Annotated in this window: 12 protein-coding genes; 6 read left to right on the plus strand and 6 right to left on the minus strand. The window is 63.1% G+C overall.

What is annotated here, in order from left to right; genetic code table 11:
- The first annotated feature begins 88 nt into the window (after positions 1 to 88).
- The 4 genes from ACT3UA_RS07305 to ACT3UA_RS07320 all read left to right on the plus strand — a co-directional run bounded on the left by ACT3UA_RS07305 (position 89) and on the right by ACT3UA_RS07320 (position 7,614).
- Positions 89 to 4,753: an ATP-dependent helicase gene (locus ACT3UA_RS07305; protein WP_444615770.1), complete on the plus strand. Its 4,665-nt coding sequence runs from the start codon at positions 89 to 91 to the stop codon at positions 4,751 to 4,753.
- 21 nt (positions 4,754 to 4,774) lie between these two features.
- Positions 4,775 to 5,590, plus strand: coding sequence for a DNA-formamidopyrimidine glycosylase family protein (locus ACT3UA_RS07310; protein WP_444615772.1), 816 nt, complete (start codon positions 4,775 to 4,777; stop codon positions 5,588 to 5,590).
- A gap of 11 nt (positions 5,591 to 5,601) precedes the next feature.
- On the plus strand, positions 5,602 to 6,609 hold the full coding sequence (locus ACT3UA_RS07315; RefSeq protein WP_096286003.1) for a pseudouridine synthase: 1,008 nt from the start codon (positions 5,602 to 5,604) through the stop codon (positions 6,607 to 6,609).
- A gap of 105 nt (positions 6,610 to 6,714) precedes the next feature.
- Positions 6,715 to 7,614, plus strand: a complete 900-nt coding sequence (locus tag ACT3UA_RS07320) for a hypothetical protein (RefSeq protein WP_444615774.1) — start codon at positions 6,715 to 6,717, stop codon at positions 7,612 to 7,614.
- On the opposite strand, the gene ACT3UA_RS07325 is transcribed toward ACT3UA_RS07320, so the two are convergent.
- Entirely contained in the window at positions 7,611 to 8,387 is a 777-nt protein-coding gene (locus ACT3UA_RS07325) for an SDR family NAD(P)-dependent oxidoreductase (RefSeq protein WP_444615776.1), read from the minus strand. The two genes, ACT3UA_RS07320 and ACT3UA_RS07325, sit on opposite strands and share 4 nt — an antisense overlap.
- A 133-nt stretch (positions 8,388 to 8,520) precedes the next feature.
- Complete coding sequence (locus ACT3UA_RS07330; protein WP_096285503.1) at positions 8,521 to 9,969, minus strand: MDR family MFS transporter; 1,449 nt, start codon at positions 9,967 to 9,969, stop codon at positions 8,521 to 8,523.
- Positions 9,970 to 10,154: 185 nt separating this feature from the next.
- On the opposite strand from ACT3UA_RS07330, the gene ACT3UA_RS07335 reads away from it, so the two are divergent.
- The gene (locus ACT3UA_RS07335) at positions 10,155 to 10,694 is read left to right on the plus strand and encodes an NUDIX hydrolase family protein (RefSeq protein ID WP_096285505.1); all 540 of its coding nucleotides are present in this window, start codon (positions 10,155 to 10,157) and stop codon (positions 10,692 to 10,694) included.
- Positions 10,695 to 10,702: 8 nt separating this feature from the next.
- Here ACT3UA_RS07335 and ACT3UA_RS07340 read toward each other — a convergent pair whose 3' ends face one another.
- Positions 10,703 to 11,791: an FUSC family protein gene (locus ACT3UA_RS07340; RefSeq protein ID WP_444615779.1), complete on the minus strand. Its 1,089-nt coding sequence runs from the start codon at positions 11,789 to 11,791 to the stop codon at positions 10,703 to 10,705.
- Between the two features lie 134 nt (positions 11,792 to 11,925).
- Between ACT3UA_RS07340 and tgt the strand changes: the two genes are divergently transcribed.
- Positions 11,926 to 13,218: a tRNA guanosine(34) transglycosylase Tgt gene (tgt, locus tag ACT3UA_RS07345; protein WP_444615781.1), complete on the plus strand. Its 1,293-nt coding sequence runs from the start codon at positions 11,926 to 11,928 to the stop codon at positions 13,216 to 13,218.
- An 87-nt stretch (positions 13,219 to 13,305) separates the two neighbouring features.
- Here tgt and ACT3UA_RS07350 read toward each other — a convergent pair whose 3' ends face one another.
- The 3 genes from ACT3UA_RS07350 to ACT3UA_RS07360 all read right to left on the minus strand — a co-directional run bounded on the left by ACT3UA_RS07350 (position 13,306) and on the right by ACT3UA_RS07360 (position 16,364).
- Positions 13,306 to 14,913, minus strand: coding sequence for a DUF6297 family protein (locus ACT3UA_RS07350; RefSeq protein ID WP_444615783.1), 1,608 nt, complete (start codon positions 14,911 to 14,913; stop codon positions 13,306 to 13,308).
- Positions 14,903 to 15,589, minus strand: coding sequence for an ABC transporter ATP-binding protein (locus tag ACT3UA_RS07355; RefSeq protein ID WP_444615785.1), 687 nt, complete (start codon positions 15,587 to 15,589; stop codon positions 14,903 to 14,905). Before ACT3UA_RS07355 ends, ACT3UA_RS07350 begins: the two co-directional genes overlap by 11 nt.
- Positions 15,590 to 15,653: 64 nt before the next feature.
- Complete coding sequence (locus ACT3UA_RS07360; protein WP_444615787.1) at positions 15,654 to 16,364, minus strand: queuosine precursor transporter; 711 nt, start codon at positions 16,362 to 16,364, stop codon at positions 15,654 to 15,656.
- Position 16,365 lies beyond the last annotated feature (1 nt).

Genomic DNA, 16,365 nt, shown 5'->3' on the forward strand with positions numbered 1-16,365 from the left:
AATAGCGCCCCTGGCAGCAGCCCGATTCAGTTCAATTCGGATACCAGAAGGCCTCGCTTAGTCGGTTCGCACCCCTAAGATCGAAGATATGAGTGAGATTCTTTCCCGGTTCGGTGCCGCGACCCGCCAGTGGTTCACTGACGTGTTCACCGAACCAACCGCGGCCCAGCAAGGCGCCTGGGATTCGATCTCCAGCGGGCACCATACGCTGGTGATCGCCCCCACCGGTTCGGGCAAGACCCTCGCAGCCTTCCTCTGGGCGCTGGACCGGCTCCATCAGGCCGAAATCCCCAAACCGGCCCTTCCGGGTCTCGAGCCGGAGAAGACCCAAGGCTCGGGCAGCGGCACCAAGGTGCTCTACATATCCCCGTTGAAGGCGCTGGGCGTGGACGTCGAACGCAACCTGCGCTCCCCACTAGCCGGAATCCGCGCCACCGCCCATCAACTGGGCATCTCCCAGCCCTCGGTTTCGGTGGGCGTGCGCTCGGGAGACACTGCCCCCAATGTGCGCCGTCAGCTACTGAAGAACCCGCCGGATATCCTGATCACCACGCCCGAATCCCTGTACCTCATGTTGACCAGCCAGGCGAGGCAAACCCTGGCCACGGTGCACACCATCATCATCGATGAGGTCCACGCCATCGCCAGTTCCAAACGCGGCACCCATCTGGCGTTGTCCCTTGAACGCCTCGATGCACTGCTGCCCGCCCCGGCCCAACGCATTGGGCTGTCGGCCACCGTGGAACCTGCCGAAGAGGTAGCCCGCTTCCTGGCCGGTTCGGCCCCGGCAAATATTGTGCGTCCCATTTCCACCAAGAAATGGGAACTGGCGGTGCGAGTCCCGGTAGAGGATATGACCGATCTGCCCTCGGCGGCGGGCGCCCACGATTTGGGCCCCGGATCTTCGCCAACGGCCGGCGCAAGCATCTGGCCGCATGTGGAAAACCAGCTGGTGGATCTGGTCTTGGCGAACCACTCGACGATCATCTTCGCCAACTCGCGTCGGCTGGCCGAAAGGCTCACCGGGCGGCTGAACGAAATCTACGCCGAACGCGAAGGCTTCGCCGCCGAGAATACCGCAAGCTCCAGCCCGGCGGCGATGATGGCCCAAGCCGGATCCAGCGCGCCCAGCGACCCGCAGGCGCCGCTTTTGGCCCGGGCGCACCACGGTTCGGTCTCCAAGGATTCCCGCGCCCAAATCGAAGAGGATTTGAAGCTCGGCCGCCTGCGCGCGGTCGTCGCCACCAGCTCCTTGGAACTCGGTATCGATATGGGACTCGTTGACCTGGTCATCCAGGTGGAGTCCCCCAATTCGGTGTCTTCCGGGCTGCAGCGGGTAGGCCGCGCGGGGCACCAGGTCGGTTCGGTGTCCAAAGGCATTTTCTTCCCGAAGCACCGCGCGGACCTGCTCTCCACCGCCTTGGTGGTCACGCGGATGCGCGCGGGCGCCATCGAGAAGATGTCCATCCCCGCCAACCCGCTGGATGTGCTCGCCCAGCAAACCCTGGCAGCGGTGGCGATGGAGGAGCTGAGCGTTGAGGCCTGGTTCGATACCGTCCGCCGGGCGGCTCCCTACCAGAAGCTTCCGCGCAGCGTATACCTGGCCACCTTGGATATGCTCTCGGGCAAGTACCCCTCCGATGAGTTCGCCACGCTCAAACCCAGGCTCATCTGGGACCGCGACGCCGGTACCCTCACCGCCCGCCCCGGTGCGCAACGCCTTGCGGTAATTTCGGGCGGAACCATCCCGGACCGGGGCCTCTTCGGGGTATTTCTGGCAGGGTCCGAGGATGACAAGGCGCCCAAGCGCGTGGGTGAGCTCGACGAGGAAATGGTCTACGAGTCCCGCGTCGGGGATGTCTTTGCGCTCGGTGCCACCAGCTGGCGCATCGAGAACATCACCCACGACCGGGTGCTGGTCACCCCCGCCTTCGGGCAGCCGGGCAAATTGCCTTTCTGGCACGGAGACGGGCTGGGACGCCCCGTTGAGCTCGGCGCCGAATTAGGAAAATTCACTACCGGTCTGCTCGCCGAGGAACGCGGCAGCGCCGCGGCAAGGCTAGAGTCCGGAGGCCTGGATCCCTACGCTGCGCAGAACCTGCTGAACTATCTGGGCGAGCAGCGCCGCGCCACCGGCCAGGTGCCCAACCACCAGAACTTCGTGATCGAAAGATTCCACGACGAGCTCGGCGACTGGCGGGTGATCCTGCATTCTCCCTTCGGGCTTTCGGTCCATGCCCCGTGGGCCTTGGCCATCGGGGCCCGGGTGCGTGAACGCTGGGGGTTGGATGCCTCCGCGATGGCCGCGGACGACGGGATCGTGCTGCGCATCCCCGCGATGGACGACGAACCTCCCGGAGCCGAGCTCTTTGCCTTCGAAGCGGATGAAATCCTCGACGTGGTCACCTCGCAGGTAGCCAACTCGGCGCTGTTCGCCGCCCGCTTCCGCGAGTGCGCCGCCCGTGCGCTGCTGCTGCCGCGGATCAACCCGACCAAGCGTACCCCGCTGTGGCAGCAGCGCCAGCGGGCGAGCCAGCTGCTGGATGTGGCACGCAGCTACCCGGACTTCCCGATTATCTTGGAGACCGTGCGCGAGTGCCTGAATGATGTTTATGACCTGCCGGCGCTGAGCGAAATCCTCTCCCAGGTCTCCTCGCGGGCCATCCGCCTGGTTGAAGTGCAGACAGAGCTTCCTTCCCCGTTCGCGCAATCCTTGCTCTTTGGCTATGTGGCCCAATTCCTCTACGAGTCGGATGCTCCGTTGGCCGAGCGCCGGGCCGCGGCGCTGAGCCTGGACCCGGTGCTGCTGGGCGAATTGCTTGGCCGCAACGATGTGCGCGAGGTCCTCGACGCCCAAGTGATCGCGCAGCTCGGTGAGCAACTGCAGCATCTGGCGGAGAACCGCCGGTTCGCCGGCTTGGAGGGCGCCGCGGATCTGCTGCGTTTGCTCGGCCCGCTCACCGCACCGGAACTTGCCCGGCGCCTGCGCCACCCGGAGAACCAAGCTGAACAGCTCGATGAGCCGGCCGCCCGAGCGCACGCCGAAGCGCTGGTCGCGACCCGCCGCGCCTTCACGCTGCGCTTGGGTGGCGAGCTGAGCTATGCGGCCATCGAAGACGCCGCAAAGCTTCGCGACGCCTTGGGCACGCCCTTGCCCACCGGGATCCCGGCAGTGTTTCTGGAACCCGCAGCGCAACCGGTCGAAGACCTCGTCTCGCGCTACGCACGCACGCACACGCCATTCACCGCCACCGAGCTGGCAGCCACGCTGGGCCTGGGAGCTGCCCTGCTGCGTCCGGTGCTGGACAGGCTGGTTGCCGCCGGACGGTTGTCGCTCGGCGCCTTCCGACCGCTGGAACTGGTCCCGGAAGGCATTTCCGGAGACGAGTTCAGCGACGTGTCGGTCCTGCACACCATCCGCACCCGGTCCCTGGCGGCCTTGCGCGCCGAGGTGGAACCCGTCGACCAAGCCACCTACGCGCGGTTCCTGCCGGCCTGGCAACAGGTCGGTTCCCAGCTGTTGGGCAGCGACGGGCTCTACGAGGTGATCGGCCAGCTGGCCGGTTCCGAGCTGCCCGCCTCCGCCCTCGAATCCTTCATCCTCCCGGCCCGGCTGCGCGATTACCAGAGCGCCTGGCTCGACGAACTGACCAGTTCCGGCGACGTGCTGATCTGCGGTGCCGGTGCCGCCGGCGGCAAGGATGGTTGGCTCTCCTTGCACACCACCGAACATGCCGGACTGACCCTCTCCGGCGGGGACCCCAGCGACCTGACCGCACTGGATCTGAAGGTACTCGATTCTTTCCAAAGCACCGGCGCCTACTTCACCGAGGAGCTCGCCGCGCGCATCGAGTCGGAGGACGAGACTCCGCCGACGCCCCAGGAAGTCACCGACTCCTGCTGGAACCTGTTCTGGGCGGGGCTTATTTCGCCTGACACCCTCGCCCCGGTGCGCGGCTACCTTGCCGGCGGCAGCACCGCGCACAAGATCGCCAAACCGGCTCCGCGAGCCCGCGCCGCCCGGCTGAACAGACTTTCGGGCCTGAACCGCTTGGCCCGCGAGCAAGCAGGGCAGTCTGCCCGCTCCATTCGCGGCGGGGCCAGATGGTCCCTGCTCCCTGCCCCGGTCAGCGACCCGACTATCACCGCGCATGCCACCGCCGAGGTATTGCTCGAACGCTACGGGGTGCTCACCCGTGGCTCGGTCGCCGCCGAATCCGTCCCCGGAGGTTTCGGCCAGCTCTACCGGGTCCTGACCAAGTTGGAGGAAGCCGGCCACGCCCGCCGCGGCTACTTTGTTGAAAAGCTCGGCGCCGCCCAATTCTCCACCTCCAACACCATCGACCGGTTGCGCGGCTTCTCCTTGCCCGAGGACCCACGCCGCAAACCAGCCGCAACCGTGCTGGCCTCGACCGATCCAGCCAATCCCTACGGCGCGGCACTGCCCTGGCCGGTCGGCGACACCGGGCACCGCCCGGGGCGCAAGGCAGGAGCCGTGGTCGGCCTGCTCGACGGATCGCTGAGCCTCTACCTTGAACGCGGTGGCCGCACGGTCCTGACCTTCGGGGAGCACGAAGAAGCGGCCTGGCAGCTCCTCGCCACCGAATTGGTGGCGGTCTTGCGGGCCGCGAAGATCGACAAGATCGCCATCGCAACGGTCAATGGCCAGGCCGTCGGATCCCACCCGTTGGCGGCACCGCTGCTCGCGGCGGGATTCTATTCAACTCCGCAGGGCATCCGGTTCCGCCGGTAGACCATAAAACGAAGGAGCCCCATGCCCGAAGGCGATTCGGTATACCGTGCCACCGCACGGCTGCACCAGGCGTTGGCCGGCCAGCGGCTGATCCGCAGCGACTTCCGGGTGCCTCAGCTGGCCACCACCGACCTGGCGGGTTACACCGTTCACGAGGTTCGGCCGCGCGGCAAGCACCTGCTGATGCGCTTGAGCCCACCCGAAGGCAGCGGCCAGGCACCGTTGACCTTGCATTCCCATTTGCTGATGGATGGCCGGTGGGATCTCTACGCGCCGGCGGAACGCTGGAAGCGTCCCGCGTATACCGCCCGTGTAGCCCTGCATACCGTTCCCTGGACGGCCGTCGGGTTTGATATCGCCCAGCTCCAGCTGGTGCCCACCGCCGAGGAGCAGGGGCTGGTCGGCCACCTCGGACCGGACCTGCTTGGGGACAACTGGGATCCCGAGCTTGCCGCCCGGAACCTGCTCGCCGATCCCGAGCGGGTCATCGGAGAGGCACTGCTGGACCAGCGCCTGTTGGCCGGAATCGGGAACATCTACCGCTGCGAGGTGCTGTTCCTCACCAGGGTTCATCCGCTGGCCCCCGTGGGCGAGGTCGAGAACCTGTCCGCGGTCATCTCGATGTCCCACCGTCTCCTGCAGCTAAATAAGAACCGCGGCCGCCGTGTCACCACCGGGGATCCACGCACCAGAGAACCGTTATGGGTCTACGGCCGCGCCGCGAAGCCTTGCCTGCGCTGCGGGAGGAGCGTGGCGGTATTCAAGCTTGCCGGGCAGAAAACCGGGATGGAACGAGACTGCTATTACTGCCCGAATTGCCAGGCAATGAAAGAATAGGTCCCATGGCAATGCTCTCCCCACTCCCGGTTCGCAATGGCGTCAACGCAACACGCTTGCGTGTGCCGAAAAACGGACCGTGGGAAACCGTGGCCGAGTACCTGCTCGAACGCTTCGGGCACGTGGATCCGCAAGGGCTCATGCGCCGCTTCGAAGAGCAGGAAATCGTGGGCCTGGGCGGGGTGCCGCTCAGCGCCAGCACCACCCTGGGCGAGCATGAATTCATTTGGTACTACCGCTCCTTGCCCGTTGAGACACCCATCCCCTTCGAAGCAAAAATACTGCATCAGGATGAGCACCTGATCGCCGTGGACAAACCGCATTTCTTGCCTTCCACCCCGGGCGGCCGTTTCATTCAAGAATCCGCGCTGGTGCGACTTCGCAACCAGACCGGCAACCCCGAGCTGGTTCCCATGCACCGCTTGGACCGCGCCACCGCAGGTGTCATCCTCTTCGCGGCGAACCCGCAGACCCGTGGCGCCTATCAGATGCTTTTCGAGAATCGAAAGATCTCCAAGAAATACCAGGCGGTCGTGGCCCTGCAACCGGGTGACGGATTGGAAACCGGGCGCGTGCTCGAAGCCAATGGGGAACACCCCAACGTACGGACCACCGAAGAACTTCATGGTTTGCTGCAGAGCATGCCGTTGGTCTTCGAAAACCGGATGGCCAAGGTCAAAGGCCAGTTGCGTTCCACCGTCGAAGACGGGATTCCCAATGCGCAAACGCGGATCTCGCTCGGTGCCCTCGGCATCAGCAAGGGGCATCATGCCGGCCTGCAGGTCGCGCTGATGGAGCTGGATCCGTTGTCGGGTAAAACCCACCAGCTTCGGGTTCACCTTGCCTCGTTGGGGTTGGGCATCATCAACGACGCCTTCTACCCGCGCTTGTGGGATCTGGCACCGGATGATTATTCGCGCCCCCTGCAGCTGCTGGCGCACACGATTTCATTCATCGACCCGCTAACCGGGCAGCCGCGCAGTTTCAGCTCGCGGCAACGCTTAATCGAGGCGCCTTAGCCTGCGGCTCTTCTAAAATCCGTTGGATTATCCTAGGCTGTTGCACACACCTGGCGGTTACTCATACCGCAGAAGAAGAAGTGCCTACCCAAGGACGGTACCCCGATGGCAGAGCCGCAGCCCACCGAGAATTTACGTTCGCTAGTGGACTCGGCCCAAGAGGCGATCGCCGCGGCATCGCAGAAGCAGAGCCTGCAATTGCCCTACGCAGCCCCGGATCGCCGTCCCAACCCTGTGGTGGAGACCTTCGACAAGGTCCGTGCAGCGCTCTTTGCCCTGGCCGCGGCCCTGCTGCTGGTCACTTCGCTGAACTCCGCCTTGGGGACCAGTTCCAGCACCCAGGGCGGCTTGCTCGATACCTCACCGGTGCTTGCCTTTGTGTGGCCGGCCATCGCGATCATCATGATCGCCAGTGCAGGATACTCGGTACTGCCGCACCAGCTATCTTCACGCAGGCAGCGGGCCATCACCGTCTATGTGCTATCCGCCGTGGCGCTCATGGCCTGCGCGCTGACCTTCACCGCCGGGTTCCTCCACTGGCCAGGAGCCCTGCTGGCCACACTGGCGACCGGTTTCGGGATGTACGGCATGCTCCAAATGAACCGGAACACCGCCCGCAATCACCTCGAACGTATCGCAACCGATTTGCCGGTCAGTTTTTTCACCGGCTTTTCGCTGGTCTTCACCCTGCAGCTGTGGATTGCCGCGGCCGGCTGGAACCGTCCGGAGCACCTGCTGGCGATCAGCATCGCCACCGTTTTAACAACTCTCCTGGCCGCCGGATTTGCACAGACCGAACGCGGCCGCCACGCCCTGGCAACCGGTTATGGCTTTGGCATGTTCGCCGCCGCCTTTCAGGCCTGGCGGCAGGAGAGCGCACCGCTGTGGTTCGCAGCATTGCTGGTTTTCATGGCAATAATCGTGTTCATCTGCGCCGAAAGCCGGCGGTTCCAGATCAGCCACGCCGAGCATCGCAACCAGCGGGGGTTGCGCGCCGAGGATTAACGCGGTGCCATGCGGATGGCACCGTCCAGTCGGATGGTTTCTCCGTTGAGCATTGGGTTGGAAACAATGTGCGCCACAAGATCAGCATATTCTTCCGGACGTCCCAGCCGTGAAGGGTGCGGCACCTGCGTACCCAAAGAATCCTGGGCCGCTTGCGGCAGCGAGTCCATCATGGGGGTGTGGAAAATTCCCGGAGCGATGGTCATCACTCGAATCTGGTGCGCCGCCAGCTCGCGGGCCAACGGCAAGGTCATGGCGGCCACGGCGCCTTTGGATGCCGCGTAGGCGGGCTGGCCGATCTGACCGTCAAAGGCTGCCACCGATGCGGTATTGATGATCACTCCCCGCTCGCTGGTGCCCTTCGCATCGAGCACGGCCTCGCTGTGCGCCATCGCTTCGGCGGCGAGACGCACCACGTTGAAGGTGCCGGTGACATTGATTTCGAGGACCTTGGCGAACTTCTCCAGCGGGAGCACTCCCTCGCGGCCGAGCACCTTGCCCGGAGTCGCCACGCCGGCACAGTTCACCACGACGCGCAGATGCCCCAACTCGGAAGCGCGTTGCACCGCAATGGCCACGTCTTCGGCCCGGGTGACATCCGCGGGGACGTAACGGACGTTTGCAGAAATCTGGCCCGCAATTTCGTCTCCGTCTTCACGGGGAAGATCAAGCACCACCACGTGGGTGGCGCTCTGGGCGAGTCTTTGTGCCGTAGCTCGACCCAGACCGGATAGCCCTCCGGTGACTAGCGCGACAGTATCCTGCAGTTCCATCGAATCCCCTTTTTTGGCGTTGTTGACTTGGGATTTAGCCTAACGGCCACGAGAAGATTTGAGAAGAGTTCGCATTTGGGAACGGCAAAACCCCCACAGATTTTCACCTGCGGGGGTTTTGTCCGGTGTCGAATTAGTGCACGGCAGAAGTGCTCTCGGCCTCTTCCGTCACGAGCTGTTTTTTGCCACCCATCAGGAAACCGATGATGAGGATGCCGACGGAGCAGGCGGCTCCCACGAGGAAGCCCGGGGCGAAGCCCTCGACGGCTGCGACTAATTCGTCGGTTCCCTCGGCAAGCTTCGAAGCGGTGGTAGCGGCAACGACGCCAACCACCAATGCGGTGCCCAGGGCGCCGCCGAGCTGCTGCAAGGTGGAGAGCAGGGCGGAACCGTGCGAGTGCAAATGATGCGGCAAGGGGTTCAGCGCGGTGGTGAACGCAGGGGTGAAGATCAGCGCCAGGCCCAGGCTCATCGCCAGATGCAACAGGACCAAAAGCCAGATCGGGGTCGTTGAATCCAGAATCATTGCATAGGCAAGCATCACCGCGGTGAGCACCAAGGCACCGGGAACAACCAATGGTCGAGGTCCGACCTTGTCATACAGCCGACCGACGAATGGGGCCAGGATTCCCATTAGCAGGCCGCCGGGCAGCATAATCAGACCCGTAGTCAGCGTCTCCATGCCGAGCACATTGGTGAAGAACATCGGCAGCAAGATGATCACACCGAAGAGCGCCACCATCGCGAACATCATCAGTACCAGTGAAAGGCTGAAATCGCGATAGGTCAGCGGTCGCAGGTCCAGCAGTGCCTTATCTTCACGTTGCAGCCGGCTTTGCAAGACGGCGAACGCCACCAAGCAGAGCAATGCGACGAAGAGAATCCCAAGGTTAAGCGGCGACGCACCGGCTGCCGAGAGGCGGCTGAGGCCGTAGACCAGACCACCGAAACCGGGCACTGCCAGCAGGATCGAAGCGAAGGACAGCGGGGCCTTCGCCTGCCCCGGTTCGTTGCCCAGACGTGGAGTGCCGATGACCAAGGCAAGGATCGCAATCGGAATGATCACGATGAACATGAAGCGCCACGAGAGGTACTGCAGAATCAATCCCGAGAGTGTCGGGCCGATGGCAGGAGCCACCGAGATCACGATCGATACGTTCCCCATAAGCACGCCGCGACGCGATGGTGGGACCAGATCGAGAATCGTGGTCATCAGCAATGGCATCATCACCGCGGTGCCGCAGGCCTGAATGACGCGGGCTACTAGCAGCACTCCGAAGCCGGGGGCCACGGCCGCCAGCGTGGTGCCCAGGGCAAACATGCCCATGGCCAGCAAAAAGACCTTGCGGGTGCTCATCTTCTGCAAGAGGAAGCCGGTCATTGGAATGACGACGGCCATGGTGAGCATAAAGATCGTAGCCAGCCATTGAATAGCGTCGGCGGTGACATTGAATTCGATCATGAGTACGGGCAACGCCACGTTCATGATGGTCTCGTTGAGGATTACCACGAAGCTGGATACGATCAGCACCGCAATCGTGGTGAAGTTCTTTTTGCTCAAGCGCTCTGGGGCGTTCGTCAAGGCTGGACACTGCTTCCGAGAGAAGTTCGAGGAGAAAAATACCGCCAAAATAAGGTGAAACGGTGCAACTAATCCTACAGTTCGGCCTTTTAATGCACCAGAGTGAATAGTTCTGATCGACAGTGAATTACGCAACACAGCGGGAAGTTCACCACGGTCGAGCAAATATGTATGAAGATGGTTCTATGAACGTGCGTACGCCCGACCCTTATCCAGGCTGGCTCAACGAGGAGGACCTCTACGAAGCCCGCCAACGCCTCCCCATGCTCTACGTCGAGGCCATTCCGGTGCGCCTCGATCCGCTCGGCTACGTCAATGAGGTGGGTTTGCTGCTCACCGGCGACGAGACGGGGCATATGCTGCGCACCTTTGTCTCGGGCAGAGTCATGTACCGCGAGACCATCCGTGCCGCCCTGATCCGCCACATTGAGAAGGATCTGGGCACCATGGTCCTCCCCCAGCTCCCGGCGTCTCCGGTCCCCTTCACCGTCGCCGAATACTTCCCATCTCCCAGCGAGACCGGGCTGACCGACGATCGCCAGCATGCCGTGGCGATGTGCTATATCGTTCCGGTGCGTGGTGAATCCACCCCGCGTCAAGACGCGCTCGAACTGACCTGGCTTTCGCCGGCGGAAGCGCTGAGCGAAGACATTCAGGGCGCGTTTGCCGGGGGCCGCGGAAATATTCTCCGTCAGGCATTAGCGCATGTCGGAATAAACATTTAGCCAGGTTGCTATCCGTTTGCCTCGGTGATTCCAAGTCGCCGCCGCATTTGGTTTCCAAACCAGCTGCCGAGCAAGACGCCCAGGATGCCCACCGCGGAACCAATGATCGTTTCGACCACACGGTCGTACATCACCGCGGTGGACAGCCCGGTGATCAGGGTGGTACCCACCAGGGCCAACGGAGTGATGAAAACCTGCGCGAGGAAATAATTGCGCATCACCAGCATCTCGGCCAAGAACTGGAACAGCCCGATGAAGGCAACTAGTATCCACATGGCCGGGTTGATCAGAATCAGCACCGCGATGAGCAGCATGCCGGCCAAGGTGCCAAGTACACGGTGCACGCCACGGCGCACGCGCAACGCGGTGGTGTGCCCGGCGAGCGGAACCACGGCCGCCACCATGGCCCAATAGTTGTGCCCCGCTTCGACCTGGCTGCCAACGATATTCGCCAGGGCACCGGCCACACCGGCGGTCAGCACATAGAACAGGCCTTCCCACCAGATAGCCTTGCGCACGTTATCGGACAACGGCGGCACCGGGGTGCGTTTCCACAGGCTTGACCACTGGCCGAGGGCGCCGCTGGCCCCGATGAACAGCGCCAGCAGGATCGTCGCCGCGGCGGCGAACATCGCTTCGCCAAAGGGTGCGGGCTTGGCGATCGAGGCAATCGCCGCGAAGGCGAAGATGTGGAACAGCGAACCGCCCGGACGCAACCGCAGATACCCGGTGACTACCGAGCAGACGCCGGCGACAAGGGTTGTCGCCCCCACCACCTGCCAAGCCTTGAGTTCCGGATTGTCATGGTCGATCCAGAAGGTCGAAGCCAGCAGCGCCAACCCGATCACCACGAAGAACAACAGCCCGGAGCGGGTCTGCATGCGCAAGCGGTTCCAGTAGCCATCCACGCGCCCGTAGACGCCGGTAAAGGCGCCGAAGACCACGAACACCATCAGGTCCAACCGGTCGATCAGGAGCAAGAAGATCAGCGGCGCGAAGACCCCAACGGCAGTACGTAGTCCGATCCAGTGGTCTTTCCGAGCAGGTCCGAGGGTTATCAACGATCGCGCGGATTCCTTGAGATTCTGGAGATTCACTGGATCCTTTCGTCGCATTCGCCACAGTGCAGTTACTTGCATTATTCGCCTTTAACCAAGTCGACCGCTAGGTTTTGGCTCACTTTCGGGTTGTCGTTTTCCTCACCCGGCTACACATACGGCACACTTGGTACGTGTCCGAGAAGAACTTTAACCCCAGCACCCCGCATTCCCGCCAAGCCGAATTCGGTTTCGAGGTAGGCACGCGCCTCACTTCCCCCGAAGGCTCGGAGATGTTGGGCCGCACCGGCGTCATCAACACCCCGCACGGGCAAATCAAAACTCCTGCTTTTATCGCGGTGGGCACCAAAGCCACCGTCAAGGCACTCACCCCGGTTCAGGTAGCGGAGCTTGGCGCCCAAGCGGTACTAGCCAACGCCTACCACCTCTACCTGCAGCCAGGTGCCGACATCCTCGATGAGGCTGGCGGCCTCGGCAAGTTCATGAGCTGGCAAGGCCCGACCTTCACCGACTCCGGTGGCTTCCAGGTCATGAGCCTCGGCTCGGGCTTCAAGAAGGTCATCGACATGAAGTCGGTGGATCAGTCCGGTCCGGACGACGCGGTAGCCCCAGGCAAGGAACGCCTGGCAAATGTCGACGACGACGGCGTCTGGTTCAAATCCCATCTCGACGGCAGCAAGCACCGCTTCTCGCCGGAAATTTCGATGAATGTGCAGCACCAGATCGGTGCAGACATCATGTTCGCCTTCGACGAGCTGACCACCTTGCAGAACTCGCGCGGCTACCAGGTTGAGTCCTTGGAACGCACCCGCTTGTGGGCCCAGCGCTGCATCGCCGAGCACTTCGCACTGACCGATTCACGTGCGGGCAAGGATTACCAGGCCTTGTTCGGCGTCATTCAGGGCGCCCAGTATGAAGACCTTCGGCGCAAGGCCTGCCAGGACCTTGGCGCGATGGCCTTCGACGGTTTCGGCATCGGCGGCGCCTTGGAAAAAGAGAACCTTGGCACCATCGTCGGCTGGTGCTCCGAGGAACTGCCCGAAAACAAGCCACGGCACCTGCTGGGGATTTCCGAGCCGGACGATATCTTCACCGCCATCGAGAACGGCGCCGATACCTTCGACTGCGTCTCCCCCACCCGGGTGGCCCGCAATTCCGCGTTCTACACCCCGCACGGACGCTTCAACCTCTCGGGGGCCCGCTACAAGCGCGATTTCACCCCGCTGGTCGATGGCTGCTCGTGCTATACCTGCCAGAACTTCACCCGTGCCTACATCCACCACCTGCACAAGTCGAAGGAGCTGCTCAGCCACACGCTCATTTCGATCCACAACGAGCACTTCACCGTATCTCTGGTGGACTCGGTCCGTGAAGCCATCGAGGATGGCAGCTTCTTTGCGCTGAAGGAAAAGGTCCTGGGCGAGTACTACAAAGGCGAACCCGACCCGCAGGGCCTGCGCGGCTAACGGCGCGGAGCATTAAAAACGGCGGCGGGTTGCCCACCACGGTTCAGGCCGAGCACGGGTAGCCCGCCATCGCGCTGTCCTCGGCGGCTAGCTGATCCTTGCGGTTTGCTGTTCGCCGGCGCGGCGCAGGGCAAGATAGCCGGGGTATGCGCATAGCGTGCTCAGCGCCCACACTCCCCACGGCACCGGCGACCCCGGCGCCAGAAGCAAGAAGAATATCGGCAGCCCCGAGGCCAACGCCTGCAGGAAATGACCAAATTCCTTGAGCGCCAACGCACCGGTGTGCAGCTCATTGGCTGATCCGAGGATCAAGGATTCCCAGTCGCGTTCCCCGCGCGTGGCCCGGCCCCACATCGCTGCCGTGATGCCACAGGCAGCCACCAACAGCCCGGCGCACCAAGGCCAAATATTCGCGCTCGGGATCATTCCCAGCGCGGCCGGCAACGCCGAACAGATGAGCAGCCCACCGAACGCCAAACCCAAGGTGAACCCCAGGGCGGGGCGTACCAGCCGGCTCCGCGGCAATCCCAGCAGCTGGGCTAGACCCGGTTGGCTGGCCAGTGGCCGGTTCATTTGGGAGAGGTTCTCCGTCAGCAGGCATAGTGCAAGCACCAGGAATCCGGTCAGCGCAAGCGGGTTGGCGATGCCGCGGACTCCCAGCGTCAAGGCCAGGGCCGTGAGGACCAGGCTCAGCGGTCCATGCCAATACCTGCCTCGCAGGTAGCGCAGCACCAAGATCTGAAGCACCACCGGCAACCTGCGCAGCGTACTGTGGGCCAACCTGGTCCGTGCGTTGCGCCCCGCGTTCGGCACCGGCAGGACTCCTCCCAGGTCCATCTGGATCATCGATCCGACCAGCTGGTTCTGTACCTGCCCGGCCTGCCGCATGGAATTCGCGTCCAAGCGCTCGATCCGGCTGAACGCCAACCATGTGGCGGCCGCTGCGAGCACTAGCAACCCGGAGCAGGCAACGGCCCAGAGGCTCGGTTCAAAGACCAGCTCTCCGAGCCGCCCGTAGACTCCCTGAAGCCAGCGGTTCCCGAACAGCAGCAGGCTCCAGGAAATACTCAGTCCCAGCAAGAGCAGTAACCAGAGCGTCCGGCACACCCGGAGCGCGGCTCTTTGCCGGGCGCCGATTTGCGCGAGCGCGGCCAAGGCACCCAAGAGCGCCCCGGATGCTGCGGCGGCAGCAATTCCCAGCAGCAGCACTTCTGCGGTGAATCCTCCGGACAGCGCAAAGAGGCACACAAACCACAGGACTCCGACGAAGATATTCGCCAGTGCACCAAGCGCGATGGCGCTGCCGAGAGCACGCTGCCTGACGGCGCTGAGCTTGATGGGCAGCGGCAGCCACCAGCTGGCCTTGTCCGGGGAAAGCCCGCATGGGCCGAGATAGAGCAGCCCACGAAATACACAGAGCAATAGTGCCGGGATCAGTACGATCGCCAGATCCTGCAGGTTCCAGACCGCGCTTGGCAGATCCAGCGCCGCTATGCCACCGCCCTGCAGGGCAAAGATCACCCCGGAGAGCACGCTGAAGAGATAGGCGAGGGCAATGACCGCCAACAGCACCCAGATATAAGCATCGGAGAATGCGTCGAATCGCGCGGAATGATCCCGTCGCTTGCGCATCCGGGTGATCATTTCCCGTGGGTCGTAGCCGCCCAGTTCGTCGGCTTGCTTGCTAGCGCTCAAGCCACAGCGCCCCGGACTGCGCGTCCACCGTTCGCGCCTGGCCGCCGTGCAGCATCAGCGCACTTTCGAGGCAGTCGCGGACCATCAGCGGATCGTGGGTGACCGCAAGGATGCTCACGGATTGCTCGCGCAGCTGGGCCAGCCTGCGATACAGCCGGACCCTGATCCGTTGGTCGAGGCGCTGCTCGGGTTCGTCGAGGATCAACAGTCTTGCCGGGCGGACCAGCGCCGCGGCTAGGAGCAATTTGCGCCGCTGCCCGGAAGATAACTCCCGGGGCTGCTGCTTGGCAATCTGTTGGAGCTCGAAAAACTCAAGTTCTCGGGTGACCGCGTCATTCCAGTCTTGCACCCCATGGCCTCGCGCCACCATTTCAAGGTGTTCTGCCACCGTGAGTTCTTCAAAGAATACGCCGTCGCTCACCTGGACCGCGACGTCCTTGCGGAAGCGTGCCGAGCCTTCGTCGAGGGCTGCACCATGAAAGCTGACCGTACCGGAGATCGCCGGCTGCAAGCCCAGCACCGTGCGGATCAAGCTGGATTTCCCGCTGCCGTTGGCCCCAATGATTCCCAGACCGGCACCGGGCGTCAACAACAGGTTGATCGGTTCGCAAAGGGCCTGACCGGCGTAGCCGATTTCCAAGTGCTCGACTGCCAGTTGCACGTTCCCTATGCTCATCTCTCAACAGTATCTAGTGGCCTGCCTCCGGGGCATCGTCCAAACTGCTGATGGGGTTCGTGTCTTACCGTGCGGCAAGCAGCGCCGCATAGCTAGGTTCGCGCTTCTTGAACCAGCGGATCACCAGCGAGGTGATTGGCACGAAGCTGATCTCCACCGCCGTCTTGTAAACGAACCCGACCACGACATAGTTGATGAAATTCGGCATATCGGTGATTCCGATAACCGGAGCCGCAATGGCGCAGAAGATCAGCGTGTCCAGGAATTCGCCGACACCGCTGGAGCCGATCAACCGTCCGATGAGCCCGCGTTCCCCGAATCGCTGCTTCATCCGCACTAGCACCCACGAGTTGGCCAGTTGCCCCACCAGGAAGCCCAAGCCCGAGGCAACCACGATCTGCCAGATCGGCCCCAAGGTGCGTTCGAGGGCTTCTTGGCCGTCGTAGAATTCTGCCGCCGGCAGCTGGATCATAATCCAGAAGGCGAACACCGCGAAGAAGGCCAAGGCGAAGGTGATGAGAATCGATCGGCGAGCGGCCTTGAGGCCATAGACCTCTGAAATCACATCGCCCATGATGTAGGCCAATGGGAAAAGGAAGAACCCGCCATCGGTGATGAATGGGCCGATGGCCACGCCCTTCGACGCACCAATATTGGAGAGTATGACGACCGCTCCCATCAGCGCGAGCACTGCGGAGAAGTATGGAGATCCGGCGGCGGCAAAAATTGCTTTTGAAGGCCGCGCGGCTACTGATTTGGCGTTAGTTTCGCCCATG

This window comes from Glutamicibacter sp. 363 (assembly GCF_052379505.1).
Taxonomy (GTDB): domain Bacteria; phylum Actinomycetota; class Actinomycetes; order Actinomycetales; family Micrococcaceae; genus Glutamicibacter.

What these genes read in the sequence shown, in the direction of transcription:
- ACT3UA_RS07305 (WP_444615770.1), top strand. Translation starts at nt 89, where the DNA reads ATGAGTGAGATTCTTTCCCGGTTCGGTGCCGCGACCCGCCAGTGGTTC.
- ACT3UA_RS07310 (WP_444615772.1), top strand. Translation starts at nt 4,775, where the DNA reads ATGCCCGAAGGCGATTCGGTATACCGTGCCACCGCACGGCTGCACCAG.
- ACT3UA_RS07315 (WP_096286003.1), top strand. Translation starts at nt 5,602, where the DNA reads ATGCTCTCCCCACTCCCGGTTCGCAATGGCGTCAACGCAACACGCTTG.
- ACT3UA_RS07320 (WP_444615774.1), top strand. Translation starts at nt 6,715, where the DNA reads ATGGCAGAGCCGCAGCCCACCGAGAATTTACGTTCGCTAGTGGACTCG.
- ACT3UA_RS07325 (WP_444615776.1), bottom strand. Translation starts at nt 8,387, where the DNA reads ATGGAACTGCAGGATACTGTCGCGCTAGTCACCGGAGGGCTATCCGGT.
- ACT3UA_RS07335 (WP_096285505.1), top strand. Translation starts at nt 10,155, where the DNA reads ATGAACGTGCGTACGCCCGACCCTTATCCAGGCTGGCTCAACGAGGAG.
- ACT3UA_RS07355 (WP_444615785.1), bottom strand. Translation starts at nt 15,589, where the DNA reads ATGAGCATAGGGAACGTGCAACTGGCAGTCGAGCACTTGGAAATCGGC.
- ACT3UA_RS07360 (WP_444615787.1), bottom strand. Translation starts at nt 16,364, where the DNA reads ATGGGCGAAACTAACGCCAAATCAGTAGCCGCGCGGCCTTCAAAAGCA.